At 61.7% G+C, this 13,370-nt stretch carries 12 protein-coding genes; 9 read left to right on the top strand and 3 right to left on the bottom strand.

The window, feature by feature from the left end:
- Positions 1–91: 91 nt before the first annotated feature.
- A complete protein-coding gene (gene infA, locus QQL85_RS23455) occupies positions 92–310 on the top strand; it encodes a translation initiation factor IF-1 (RefSeq protein WP_002553999.1) in 219 nt (72 codons plus the stop codon).
- A gap of 86 nt (positions 311–396) precedes the next feature.
- Here infA and clpA read toward each other — a convergent pair whose 3' ends face one another.
- A complete protein-coding gene (gene clpA, locus QQL85_RS23450; RefSeq protein ID WP_284356945.1) occupies positions 397–2,667 on the bottom strand; it encodes an ATP-dependent Clp protease ATP-binding subunit ClpA in 2,271 nt (756 codons plus the stop codon).
- 30 nt (positions 2,668–2,697) lie between these two features.
- Complete coding sequence (gene clpS / locus QQL85_RS23445; protein WP_013973290.1) at positions 2,698–3,060, bottom strand: ATP-dependent Clp protease adapter ClpS; 363 nt, start codon at positions 3,058–3,060, stop codon at positions 2,698–2,700.
- 230 nt (positions 3,061–3,290) lie between these two features.
- Between clpS and cspD the strand changes: the two genes are divergently transcribed.
- A complete protein-coding gene (gene cspD / locus QQL85_RS23440; protein WP_284356946.1) occupies positions 3,291–3,557 on the top strand; it encodes a cold shock domain-containing protein CspD in 267 nt (88 codons plus the stop codon).
- Positions 3,558–3,626: 69 nt separating this feature from the next.
- Here the strand turns inward: cspD and icd are convergent, their stop codons facing one another.
- On the bottom strand, positions 3,627–4,883 hold the full coding sequence (icd, locus tag QQL85_RS23435) for an NADP-dependent isocitrate dehydrogenase (protein ID WP_284356947.1): 1,257 nt from the start codon (positions 4,881–4,883) through the stop codon (positions 3,627–3,629).
- Positions 4,884–5,297: 414 nt separating this feature from the next.
- On the opposite strand from icd, the gene QQL85_RS23430 reads away from it, so the two are divergent.
- The 7 genes from QQL85_RS23430 to QQL85_RS23400 all read left to right on the top strand — a co-directional run bounded on the left by QQL85_RS23430 (position 5,298) and on the right by QQL85_RS23400 (position 13,218).
- A complete protein-coding gene (locus QQL85_RS23430; RefSeq protein WP_284356948.1) occupies positions 5,298–7,523 on the top strand; it encodes an NADP-dependent isocitrate dehydrogenase in 2,226 nt (741 codons plus the stop codon).
- A gap of 170 nt (positions 7,524–7,693) precedes the next feature.
- Complete coding sequence (locus QQL85_RS23425; RefSeq protein WP_284356949.1) at positions 7,694–8,134, top strand: NUDIX hydrolase; 441 nt, start codon at positions 7,694–7,696, stop codon at positions 8,132–8,134.
- 60 nt (positions 8,135–8,194) lie between these two features.
- The gene (gene mnmA / locus QQL85_RS23420; protein ID WP_284356950.1) at positions 8,195–9,319 is read left to right on the top strand and encodes a tRNA 2-thiouridine(34) synthase MnmA; all 1,125 of its coding nucleotides are present in this window, start codon (positions 8,195–8,197) and stop codon (positions 9,317–9,319) included.
- Positions 9,316–9,942, top strand: coding sequence for a high frequency lysogenization protein HflD (gene hflD / locus QQL85_RS23415; protein WP_015270973.1), 627 nt, complete (start codon positions 9,316–9,318; stop codon positions 9,940–9,942). Before mnmA ends, hflD begins: the two co-directional genes overlap by 4 nt.
- Before the next feature lie 236 nt (positions 9,943–10,178).
- A complete protein-coding gene (gene purB / locus QQL85_RS23410; protein ID WP_284356951.1) occupies positions 10,179–11,549 on the top strand; it encodes an adenylosuccinate lyase in 1,371 nt (456 codons plus the stop codon).
- A gap of 81 nt (positions 11,550–11,630) precedes the next feature.
- A complete protein-coding gene (locus QQL85_RS23405) occupies positions 11,631–12,797 on the top strand; it encodes a cupin domain-containing protein (RefSeq protein WP_284356952.1) in 1,167 nt (388 codons plus the stop codon).
- Positions 12,790–13,218 (top strand): GNAT family N-acetyltransferase, encoded by a 429-nt coding sequence (locus tag QQL85_RS23400; protein WP_284356953.1) that lies wholly within the window; start codon positions 12,790–12,792, stop codon positions 13,216–13,218. The genes QQL85_RS23405 and QQL85_RS23400 overlap by 8 nt, the downstream gene beginning before the upstream one ends.
- Positions 13,219–13,370 lie beyond the last annotated feature (152 nt).

Raw genomic sequence — 13,370 nt, 5'->3', positions numbered from 1 at the left:
TTGACACGCACTTTTCCGGCATAATCCACGCCACTTTTTTGCCCGGTGCGGTTATGCGTCGGGCCAACACTGGATCCGAGGGTTCTACTGCATGTCGAAAGAAGACAGCTTCGAAATGGAAGGTACTGTCGTCGACACCCTGCCCAACACCATGTTCCGCGTGGAGTTGGAAAACGGGCACGTCGTAACCGCGCACATCTCCGGAAAGATGCGCAAAAACTACATCCGTATTCTCACTGGCGACAAGGTCCGCGTCGAACTGACGCCATACGACCTGAGCAAGGGCCGCATCACTTACCGTGCGCGCTAAGCTCCAGCCATGAAAAAGCCCGGCATGTGCCGGGCTTTTTTGTGCCTGTCAGGTTGTTGAGGGGCCGCTTTGCAGCCCCCAACCATTCAGGCCACTTCAGCCGTGGTCTCGAAGTCGAACACCAGTTCGTCATCGCGCAGGTCGACGTGCACCACACCGCCATGCTCGGCCAGCTCGCCAAACAGGATCTCCTCGGCCAGTGGCCGTTTGATCTTGTCCTGGATCAACCGCGCCATCGGCCGCGCACCCATCTGCACGTCGTAGCCCGACGCCGCCAGCCAGCCACGCGCCTCATCGCTGACTTCCAGCAGCACACGCTTGTCCTCCAGCTGCGCCTGCAGTTCGATAAGGAACTTGTCGACGATGCTTTTGATCGTTTCGTGGCTCAGGCGACCGAACTGGATGATGGTGTCCAGGCGGTTACGGAACTCTGGCGTGAAGCTCTTGCGGATGACTTCCATGGCATCGGACGCATGGTCCTGATGGGTGAAACCGATCGAAGCCCGCGCTGCGGTTTCCGCGCCAGCGTTGGTGGTCATGATCAGGATCACGTTACGGAAGTCAGCCTTGCGCCCGTTGTTATCGGTCAGGGTGCCGTGGTCCATTACCTGCAGCAGCAGGTTGAAGACTTCCGGGTGGGCCTTCTCGATTTCATCGAGCAGCAATACGCAGTGCGGTTGCTTGGTAATCGCTTCGGTCAGCAAACCACCCTGGTCGAAACCCACATAACCAGGCGGGGCACCGATCAGGCGCGACACGGTGTGACGCTCCATGTACTCGGACATGTCGAAACGCACCAGCTCCACGCCCAGCGCCTTGGCCAGCTGCCGCGCCGCTTCGGTCTTGCCCACACCGGTAGGGCCGGCGAAGAGGAATGAACCGACAGGCTTGTCTGGCGACTTGAGGCCGGCGCGGGACAGCTTGATGGCGGTAGCCAGCGAGTCGATGGCCTGATCCTGGCCGAACACGGTCAGTTTCAGGTCACGCTCAAGGTTACGCAGCAGCTCCTTGTCGGAACTGGTGACGTGTTTCGGCGGAATCCGCGCAATCTTGGCAACGATGTCCTCGACCTGCGGCACATCGATGCGCTTGACGCGCTTGGCCTCCGGCTGCAGGCGCTGGTAGGCACCGGCTTCGTCGATCACGTCGATGGCCTTGTCCGGCATGTGCCGGTCATTGATGTAGCGCGAGGCCAGTTCGGCGGCGGCGCGCAAGGCTTCGTCGCTGTACTCGATGTTGTGGTGGCTCTCGAAGCGCCCTTTCAGGCCGCGCAGGATACCCACGGTATCCTCGACCGACGGCTCGCTGACATCTACCTTCTGGAAGCGCCGCGCCAGCGCACGGTCCTTCTCGAAGATGCCACGGAACTCCTGGAAGGTGGTCGAGCCGATGCAACGGATTTCACCCGACGACAGCAGTGGCTTGAGCAGGTTGGAGGCATCCATCACCCCACCCGAGGCCGCACCGGCACCGATGATGGTGTGGATCTCGTCGATGAACAGGATCGCCTGCGGGCGCTTGCGCAGCTCGCCGAGCAGCGCCTTGAAGCGCTTCTCGAAGTCGCCACGGTACTTGGTACCGGCCAGCAGTGCGCCCAGGTCAAGGGAGTACACCACGCTCTGTGCAAGCAGGTCGGGCACCTGACCATCGACAATCCGCTTGGCCAGGCCTTCGGCGATGGCAGTCTTGCCAACCCCCGCCTCACCCACCAGCAACGGGTTGTTCTTGCGCCGACGCGCCAGGATTTGCGCGACGCGCTCTACCTCCTGCTCGCGGCCAACCAACGGATCGATACGGCCGGCACGGGCCAGCTCGTTCAGGTTGCTGGCATAGGCGTCCAGCGGGTTGCTCGAAGAGGAGGTTTCGCCACCCTCTTCGTCCTGCATGTCCTGGTCGCTTTCAGACTGCGAACCATGCCCCGGCACCTTGGAGATGCCATGGGCGATGTAGTTGACCACGTCGATGCGGGCCACGCTCTGCTGCTTGAGCAGGAACACGGCCTGGCTTTCCTGTTCGCTGAAGATCGCCACCAGCACATTGGCGCCGGTCACTTCGCGCTTGCCGGAGCTTTGCACATGGAACACGGCACGCTGCAGCACACGCTGGAAGCCCAGGGTCGGCTGGGTTTCACGGTCTTCGTCGTTGACAGGAATCAGCGGCGTAGTGGAGTCGATGAACTCTTGCAGGTCGTGCTTGAGCTTGTCGAGATTGGCGCCACAGGCGCGCAGAACGGTCGCGGCAGCCTCATTGTCAAGGAGTGCCAGCAGCAGATGCTCGACGGTCATGAACTCATGACGCTTCGAACGGGCCTCCTTGAAGGCAAGATTGAGGGTGACTTCGAGCTCGCGGTTTAACATAGCTTCACCTCATACCCAAGTGGTCGGCGATTAACCGTCCTTCTCGATTTCACAGAGTAGCGGATGCTGGCTTTCCCTGGCGTATTGGTTGACCTGCATGGCCTTTGTTTCGGCGATGTCACGGGTAAACAATCCGCACACTGCCCGCCCCTCGGTATGGACGGTCAGCATGATCTTGGTCGCCAGCTCGCGGTTCAGATTGAAGAACGTCTCGAGCACTTCGACGACGAAATCCATTGGCGTGTAGTCATCGTTGAACAAAACCACCTTGTACATCGGTGGCGCCTGCAGGATCGGCTTGGCTTCCTGAACTGCAAGACCTGAGCCGTCGTCCTCATTCGATTGCGGGCGATCCTGATTGAATGTTAGTCGAATCTCACTAGGTGCATGCATGGAAAGAATTTCATCATGAGCGTCAGGTTAAGGTAGTGGGTTGACCGCACAGGCCGCGGCCAGCGCAGGCGCCGGGCGACCTTGACTATCGGCAAAACGGTGTTACAACCAATAAGAACCCACCGTGGTCGATAAAGATCCGCGCAGTCAACCAGATTTTTCGCAAGGTTCGTATGCGGATGAAGTGGATGATACTCCAGTGATGGAGTCCTTTGCAGAGGGACATAGGGATGGCAAGCGGTAAAGTCAAGTGGTTCAACAATGCCAAGGGCTACGGATTCATCAATGAGGAAGGTAAATCCGATGACCTTTTCGCTCATTACTCGGCCATCCAGATGGACGGATACAGGACACTAAAGGCTGGCCAGGCCGTGGAGTTCGACATCATCCAGGGCCCCAAAGGCCTGCACGCGGTCAACATAAAAGGCAAAGACACTGCTGCCGCTGCGCCTGCCAAGGCCCAAGGCCAGACCGCAAGCGAACCCGTGCGAGCCTGATCGCCGCCCCGTGTCGTAATACGAAAAAACCGGTCGCCCTTTTACCCAGGCGACCGGTTTTCTCTTGCCTTACATATGTTTGATCATTTCATCGCCGAAGCCTGAACTGCTCACCAGCGTGGCGCCGTCCATCAGCCGCTCGAAATCGTAGGTCACGGTCTTGGCCCCAATCGCGCCGTTGGTACCCTTGATGATCAGGTCGGCCGCCTCGGCCCAGCCCATGTGCCGTAGCATCATTTCTGCCGAGAGAATCACCGAGCCCGGGTTGACCTTGTCCTGCCCGGCATACTTGGGCGCAGTGCCGTGGGTGGCTTCGAACATGGCAACGGTATCGGACAGGTTGGCGCCCGGCGCGATGCCAATACCGCCCACTTCCGCCGCCAGGGCGTCGGACAGGTAGTCACCGTTGAGGTTGAGGGTGGCGATCACATCGTACTCGGCCGGGCGCAGCAGGATCTGCTGCAGCATGGCGTCGGCGATGGCGTCCTTGACGATGACCTCGCGGCCGGTCTTGGGGTTCTTGAACTTCATCCACGGGCCGCCATCGAGCAGTTCGGCACCGAACTCGTCACGCGCCACCTCGTAGCCCCAGTCCTTGAAGGCACCTTCGGTGAACTTCATGATGTTGCCCTTGTGGACAAGGGTCAGCGACTCACGGTCGTTGTCCACCACATATTGCAAGGCCTTGCGCACCAGGCGCTTGGTCCCCTCTTTCGAAACGGGCTTCACACCAATGCCGCAGTCCTGATCGAAGCGGATCTTGGTAACGCCCATTTCCTCCTTGAGGAACTTGATCACCTTGTTGGCCTCGGGCGAACCGGCCTTCCACTCGATACCGGCATAGATGTCCTCGGAGTTCTCGCGGAAGATCACCATGTCCACATCGCCGGGTTTTTTCACCGGGCTGGGCACGCCTTGGAACCACAGCACCGGTCGCAGGCACACATACAGGTCCAGTTGCTGGCGCAGGGCCACGTTGAGCGAGCGGATGCCGCCACCCACCGGGGTGGTCAGCGGGCCCTTGATCGACACCACATAATCGCGCACGGCGTCGAGGGTTTCCTGGGGCAGCCAGGTGTCCTGGTCGTACACCTGGGTGGCTTTCTCGCCGGCATACACCTCCATCCAGGCGATCTTGCGTTTGCCGCCGTAAGCTTTCTGCACGGCAGCATCGACCACCTTGATCATCACCGGCGAGACATCGACACCAATCCCGTCGCCTTCGATATAAGGAATGATGGGGTTGTCAGGCACGTTGAGCGAATGGTCTGCATTGACGGTGATCTTGGTGCCGTCGGTCGGAACCTTGATTTTCTGGTATCCCATGCTTGCACTACTCCGCTGTCGGGTGTGGTTTGGACATCATGCGATGCAATGAGCCTAAACCACATCTGCCGACCTGCAAGGCATGCGACAACCCGCCACATTGCCGCTTAGTCTTTGGTCTTATAAATGGGCCGATATCACTTGGCCTTGCTGATTAGCCCGAATGGTTTGGTATACTCCGCCGCGACCGAAGGGTCATCGGGGCGAATCCCAGGAAAATGCGGACCGCCCTAGGCCATGAATGGCCACTAAGCCTGGGTTGTTACCGCACCCCAGCACTTGACGCTCGACTGATGCATCCACCATCACCGCTCGCAGCCTCTCGACTTTCCGCTCATGGCGTTGCCAGGGCGATGCGCCTACCCTGCGCACCACGAGACTCGAGCACGCTCAGCACACAGAGAGTTAACCCGCATGCCCACCCGTTCCAAGATCATCTATACCTTCACCGACGAAGCCCCCGCCCTCGCCACCTACTCGCTGCTGCCGATCGTCGAAGCGTTCACCGCCTCGGCTGACATCGCCGTCGAAACCCGCGACATCTCCCTGGCCGGCCGTATCCTTGCCGCCTTCCCGGAGCAACTGGGCGCAGAGAAGCAAGTAGGCGATCACCTGGCGGAATTGGGCCAGCTGGCTACCACCCCTGAAGCCAACATCATCAAGCTGCCAAACATCAGCGCCTCGGTACCGCAGCTCAAAGCCGCGATCAAGGAACTGCAAGGCAAAGGCTTCAACATCCCTGACTACGCCGACGAGCCGGCCACCGCGGAAGAAAAAGAGTCCCGTGCCCGCTACGACCGCATCAAGGGCTCCGCCGTGAACCCGGTGCTGCGCGAAGGCAACTCCGACCGCCGCGCGCCGCTGTCGGTCAAGAACTACGCCCGCAAGCACCCGCACAAGATGGGCGCCTGGGCCGCCGATTCGAAGTCGCACATTGCCCACATGACTCAGGGCGACTTCTACGGCAGCGAAAAAGCCGCACTGATCGAAGCTGACGACAGCCTGCGCATCGAGCTGGTTGGCAAAGACGGCAACACCACCGTCCTGAAAGAAAAAACCGCCGTCAAGGCCGCCGAAATCATCGACTGCGCCACCATGAGCCGCAAGGCCCTGAAAGCCTTCATCGCCGAACAGATCGCTGATGCCAAGGCCGCTGGCGTGTTGCTGTCGGTGCACCTGAAAGCCACCATGATGAAGGTCTCCGACCCGATCATGTTCGGCGTCATCGTCGAAGAGTTCTACAACGACGTGCTGGCCAAGCACGCCGCAGCCCTGGCCGAAGTAGGCTTCAACGCCAACAACGGCATCGGCGACCTGTACGCCCGCATCAAGGACCTGCCAGCCGACAAGCAGGCCGAGATCGAAGCCGACATCCAGGCCCTGTACGCCCAGCGCCCTGCCCTGGCCATGGTCAACTCCGACAAAGGCATCACCAACCTGCATGTACCGAGCGACGTCATCGTCGACGCGTCGATGCCGGCCATGATCCGCGACTCGGGCAAGATGTGGAACACCGCGGGTGAACTGCAAGACACCAAGGCTGTGATCCCGGACCGTTGCTACGCCGGTATCTACCAGGCCACCATCGAAGACTGCAAAAAGCACGGCGCCTTCGACCCGACCACCATGGGCAGCGTGCCGAACGTTGGCCTGATGGCGCAAAAGGCCGAAGAGTACGGTTCCCACGACAAGACCTTCCAGATCAAGGCCGACGGTGTCGTGCGCGTGGTCGATGGCAAGGGCAACGTCGTACTGGAGCAGAACGTCGAAGCCGGTGACATCTTCCGCATGTGCCAGACCAAAGACGCGCCGATCCAGGACTGGGTCAAGCTGGCCGTCAACCGTGCCCGCCTGAGCAACACCCCTGCGGTGTTCTGGCTGGACCCGGCCCGCGCCCACGACGGCGTGATGATCGAGAAGGTACAAAAGTACCTGAAGGATCACGACACCACCGGCCTGGACATCCGTGTTCTGGCCCCGGTCGACGCCATCAAGTTCTCCCTGGCCCGCATCCGCGAAGGCAAGGACACCATCTCGGTGACCGGCAACGTGCTGCGCGACTACCTGACCGACCTGTTCCCGATCATGGAACTGGGCACCAGCGCCAAGATGCTGTCGATCGTGCCACTGATGAACGGCGGTGGCCTGTTCGAAACCGGCGCTGGCGGTTCGGCACCGAAGCATGTGCAGCAGCTGGTTGAAGAGAACTTCCTGCGTTGGGACTCGCTGGGTGAATTCCTGGCCCTGGCCGCTTCCCTGGAGCACCTGGGCAACACCTACGACAACCCGCGTGCCAAGGTTCTGGCCAACACCCTGGACCAGGCTACCGGCAAGTTCCTCGACACCAACAAATCGCCTTCGCGCAAAGTCGGTGGTATCGACAACCGCGGCAGCCACTTCTACCTGACCCTGTACTGGGCCCAGGCCCTGGCTGCCCAGACTGACGACGCTGCCCTGCAGGCACGCTTCGCCCCTCTGGCAAAAACCCTGACCGAGAACGAGGAGACCATCGTCGCCGAGCTCAACGCCGTTCAGGGCAAGCCAGCCGACATCGGCGGCTACTACGCCCCGGATGCCGAGCTGACCGCCAAGGTGATGCGCCCAAGCCAGACCCTGAACAGCGCCATTGCTGCCCTGTAAGGTTCGCTTGAAGTAACAGCCCAAACCCCGGCCACGCACCGGGGTTTGTGCTTTCTAGAGGGCAGTCTCGGTCCCTGTGGGAGCGGGTTTACCCGCGAATGCGATGTTGAATGTACCGCCGCATTCGCGGGTAAACCCGCTCCCACAGGGTCCTCCATGGAGCACAAGAATTGACCTGGCAACCCCACATCACCGTCGCCACCATCGTCGAGCACGAAGGCAAGTTCCTCTTCGTCGAAGAGTTCAAAGCCAACCAGCACGTCTTCAACCAACCCGCCGGCCACCTCGAACCCAACGAAACCCTGCCCCAGGCCGCCCTGCGCGAAACCCTGGAAGAAACCGCCTGGGAAGTCGAGCTCACCGGTGTGGTTGGCATCTACCTGTACACCGCTCCCAGCAACGGCGTAACCTACCAACGCATCTGCTTTGCCGCCCGCCCCGTGCGCCACCATGCCGACCTGGCGCTGGACAGCGACATCGTCCGCGCCGTGTGGCTGACCCGCGAAGAACTGCTCGCCGACCCCACCCGCTGGCGCAGCGAGCTGGTGCCGCGTTGCCTCGACGATTACCTCAAAGGCCCCTTGCACAGCCTCGAACTGCTACGCGACTGACGCAACGCCACGCGTTTGATAGAATCGGCGTTTTTCTCCTTCTGATACACACCGGTACCCATGACCAGCCCAGCACTCAAAGACCCCGCCAAGACCCGCGTCATCGTCGGCATGTCCGGCGGCGTGGACTCTTCCGTCTCCGCCCTCCTGCTCATGGAACAGGGCTACCAGGTGGAAGGGCTGTTCATGAAGAACTGGGAAGAGGACGACGGCACCGAATACTGCACCGCCCGCGAAGACCTGGCCGACGCCCAGGCCGTGTGCGACCGCATCGGCATCAAGCTGCACACCGCCAACTTCGCCGCCGAATACTGGGACAACGTGTTCGAGCACTTCCTTGAAGAGTACAAGGCCGGCCGCACGCCCAACCCGGACATCCTCTGCAACCGCGAAATCAAGTTCAAGGCGTTCCTAGACTATGCCCTGTCGCTGGGTGCCGACCTGATCGCCACCGGCCACTATGTGCGCCGCCGCGACACCGGTGAACTCACCGAACTGCTCAAGGGCCTGGACCCGAACAAGGACCAGAGCTACTTCCTGCACGCCGTTGGCGGCAAGGAAATCGCCCGCACCCTGTTCCCGGTCGGCGAACTGGAAAAGCCAGAAGTGCGCGCCATCGCCGAGAAACATGGCCTGGCCACCGCCAAGAAGAAAGATTCCACCGGTATCTGCTTCATTGGCGAGCGCCGCTTCAGCGACTTCCTCAAACAGTACCTGCCAGCCCAGCCGGGCAGCATCGAAACCACCGAAGGTGAAGTGATCGGCCGCCACCATGGCCTGATGTACCACACCATCGGCCAACGCCAGGGCCTTGGCATTGGCGGCCTGAAGGATGCCGGCGACGAGCCGTGGTACGTGCTGCACAAGGACCTGACCCGCAACGTGCTGGTGGTCGGCCAGGGTAACGAGCACCCATGGCTGTTCTCCCGCGCCCTGCTTGCCTCGGAGATTTTCTGGGTCAACCCGATCGACCTCAGCAGCCCGCGACAGCTAACGGCCAAGGTGCGTTACCGCCAGAGCGACCAGCAGTGCACCCTTGAGCTGACCGAAACCGGCTACCGCGCCGTGTTCGACGAGCCGCAGCGCGCTGTGACCCCGGGCCAGTCGGTGGTGTTCTACGACGGCGAAGTGTGCCTGGGCGGTGGCGTGATCGAAGCCGCCGAGCCGTGGAGCCCGCGCGCATGAGCAACCTGCAGGAGCAATTGATTGCCCTGGGTGGCGTCTTTCAGGCCGCCGTACTGGTCGACCGCATCGCCCGCACCGGCCAGGCCAGTGAAGCCAACATTGGCTGCATGCTTGGCAGCCTGCTGGTGCGCGACCCCAAGGACACCCTGGAGGTGTTCGGCGGTGACGACCTGAACTTGCGCGACGGCTACCGTGCGCTGGTCGGCGCCCTGGAGCGCGACCCCAGCAGCCTGCAGCGCGAGCCACTGCGCTATGCCTTGTCGATGCTGGGCCTGGAGCGTCAACTGAACAAGCGTGGCGACCTGCTCGACACCATCGGTAACCGCCTGCCGCAAATCCAGTCCCAGGCCGAGCATTTCGGCCTGGTTCATGAAAACGTCATCGCTTCCAGTGGCGCCTTGTACCAGGACACGCTCAGCACCTTGCGCCAGCGCATCCAGGTGCATGGTGACATGCGCTTCCTGCAACAGGCCAGCAACGCCTCGAAGATCCGCGCCCTGCTGCTGGCCGGCATCCGCGCCGCTCGCCTGTGGCGTCAGTTGGGCGGGCACCGCTGGCAGCTGGTATTCAGCCGGCGCAAGCTGCTGAACGAACTGTACGACATGATGCGCAGCCCCTCCTGACAGGGGCTGACAGTTCCGGCCTCATCGCCGGCAAGCCGGCTCCCACAAGATTTGCACTGTGCTCAAGGCCAGCGCAGTACCTGTGGGAGCTGGCTTGCCGGCGATAGGGCCAGAACAGTTAATGCACAATGCCGCACCAGATAGATGGGCCGACCTTTGGTCAGCCACCCGACTCGGGCGCAATTTTCATGTATGATATGCGCCCTTCCAAAAGCCTGACTGTCCGAGAACACCCCATGCAGCTTTCTTCGCTCACTGCGGTTTCCCCTGTAGACGGCCGTTATGCCGGCAAAACCCAGGCCTTGCGCCCCATCTTCAGCGAATTCGGCCTGATCCGTTTCCGCGCCCTGGTCGAAGTGCGCTGGCTGCAGCGCCTGGCCGCCCACCCGCAGATCGGCGAAGTGCCGGCGTTCTCCGCCGAAGCCAACGCCCTGCTGGACACCCTGGCCACCGATTTCAAGCTGGAGCACGCCGAGCGTGTCAAGGAAATCGAGCGCACCACCAACCACGACGTCAAGGCGATCGAATACCTCCTCAAGGAGCAGGCCGCCCAGCTGCCTGAGCTGGCCAAGGTCAGCGAGTTCATCCACTTCGCCTGCACCAGCGAGGACATCAACAACCTGTCCCACGCCCTGATGCTGCGCGCCGGCCGTGACGACGTGCTGCTGCCGCTGATGCGCCAGATCGCCGACGCCATCCGCGCCTTGGCCCACGCCCACGCCGACGTGCCGATGCTGTCGCGCACCCACGGCCAACCGGCTTCGCCGACCACCCTGGGTAAAGAACTGGCCAACGTCGTGTACCGCCTGGAGCGCCAGATCGCCCAGGTTGCCGCCGTACCGCTGCTGGGCAAGATCAACGGCGCCGTGGGCAACTACAACGCCCACCTGTCGGCCTACTCGCAGGTCGACTGGGAAGCGAACGCCCGCGCCTTCATCGAAGACGAGCTGGGCCTGCAGTTCAACCCGTACACCACCCAGATCGAGCCGCACGACTACATCGCCGAGCTGTTCGACGCCATCGCCCGCTTCAACACCATCCTGATCGACTTCGACCGTGATGTGTGGGGTTACATCTCGCTGGGCTACTTCAAGCAGAAGACCGTTGCTGGCGAAATCGGCTCGTCGACCATGCCGCACAAGGTCAACCCGATCGACTTCGAAAACTCCGAAGGCAACCTGGGTATCGCCAACGCGCTGTTCCAGCACCTGGCCAGCAAGCTGCCGATCTCGCGCTGGCAGCGTGACCTGACCGACTCCACCGTCCTGCGCAACCTGGGCGTGGGCTTTGCCCACAGCGTCATCGCCTACGAAGCCAGCCTGAAAGGCATCGGCAAGCTGGAAGTCAATGAAGCCCGCATCGCCGCCGACCTGGACGCTTGCTGGGAAGTGCTGGCCGAGCCAATCCAGACCGTGATGCGCCGCTTCAACATCGAAAACCCCTACGAGAAGCTCAAAGAGCTGACGCGTGGCAAGGGCATCACCCCGGACGCGCTGCTGACCTTCATCGACGGCCTGGACATGCCAGCCGACGCCAAGGCCGAGCTCAAGCTGCTGACCCCCGCTACCTACATCGGTAACGCGGCAGCGCAGGCCAAACGCATCTAAGCTGACCGTCGCGTACAACGCCCGGCCTGGCCGGGCGTTTTTATTCCCGTACGAAAATTACGTTTTTTCAATAGGTTGAACATGAATCCTGATACTCCACTGCAGCTGCTCGGCGGCATCTCGGCCCGCGAATTCATGCGCGACTACTGGCAGAAGAAGCCGCTGCTGGTGCGCCAGGCCTTCCCGGACTTCATCAGCCCGATCGACCCCGACGAACTGGCTGGCCTAGCCCTGGAAGACGAAGTCGAGTCGCGAATCGTGCTGGAGCACGGCGCCCACCCGTGGGAGCTGCGCCGCGGCCCGTTCAACGAAGACACCTTCGCCGAGCTGCCGGAAAAGGACTGGACCCTGCTGGTACAAGCCGTGGACCAGTTCGTCCCGGAAGTGGCCGAACTGCTGGAGAATTTCCGCTTCCTGCCCAGCTGGCGCATCGATGACGTGATGATCAGCTTCGCTGCCCCGGGTGGCAGCGTTGGCCCGCACTTCGACAACTACGACGTATTCCTGCTGCAAGGCCACGGCCAGCGCAACTGGAAGATCGGCCAGATGTGCAGCAGCGACAGCCCGCTGCTGGAGCACGCCGACCTGCGTATCCTGGCCGAGTTCGAACAGAGCGGCGAGTGGACCCTGGAGCCTGGCGACATGCTCTACCTGCCACCGCGCCTGGCCCACTATGGCGTGGCCGTGGACGACTGCCTGACCTACTCGGTCGGCTTCCGCGCCCCTAGCGCCGCCGAAGTGCTGACCCACTTCACCGACTTCCTGGGCCAGTTCCTGCCCGACGAAGAGCGCTACAGCGATGCCGACGCCCAGCCGGCCAGCGACCCGCACCAGATCCAGCACGACGCCCTCGATCGACTGAAGGCGCTGCTCGACAAGCACATGAACGACAAGGACCTGCTGCTGACCTGGTTCGGCCAGTTCATGACCGAGCCACGTTACCCCGAGCAGATCGTTGGCGAAGAGCTGAGCGAGGAAGAGCTGGTCGAGGCCCTGGAACAAGGCGCCATCCTGATCCGCAACCCGAGCGCACGCCTGGCCTGGTCGGAGTTCGAAGACGACCTGCTGCTGTTCGCCAGCGGCCGCAGCTGCCCGCTGCCGGGCAAACTGCGCGAACTGCTGAAGCTGGTGTGCGCGGCCGACGCCCTGCACATCGAAAACCTGGCAGACTGGCTGCAAGACGAAGATGGCCTTATGCTGGTACAGCAGCTGGTCAAACAAGGAAGCCTGGGATTCGCCAATGAATAAGATCAGCGTTCGCCTCGCCGACTGGCACAAAGACAACGCCGACATCCGCCGTATCCGCGAAGCGGTGTTCATTGCCGAACAGCATGTGCCGCCAGAGCTTGAGTGGGACTCGGAAGACCCGAGCGCCGCGCACTTCCTGGCACTGGAAGGCGACTACCCGATCGGCACTGCCCGCCTGCTGCCAGACGGAACTATCGGCCGGGTATCCGTGCTGAAGGACTGGCGGGGATTGAAAGTGGGTGACGCGCTCATGAATGCGGTCATCGTCGAAGCGCAGAACCGCGACCTGAAGCAGCAGATGCTCAGCGCCCAGGTACACGCCACGCCGTTCTACGAGCGACTGGGCTTTCGCGTAGTCAGCGAGGAATTCCTCGAAGCCGGCATCCCGCATGTGGACATGGTGCGCGACTCGCGCGCCTGATCCATAACCTGCACCGGCCCTTTCGCGGGCAAGCCCGCTCCCACAGGAGCTGCACAGATTTCAAATGCTGTGCGATCCCTGTGGGAGATTCTATGGTTTTCAGCAAGCTGTTTTGACACCTTTGGTGATGTATTCGTCCTGATTTTTCATCA

Origin of the sequence: Pseudomonas putida, from assembly GCF_030159595.1 — a bacterium.
Taxonomy (GTDB): Bacteria; Pseudomonadota; Gammaproteobacteria; order Pseudomonadales; family Pseudomonadaceae; genus Aquipseudomonas; species Aquipseudomonas putida_AC.
This window is presented reverse-complemented; position numbering and strand designations above follow the sequence as displayed.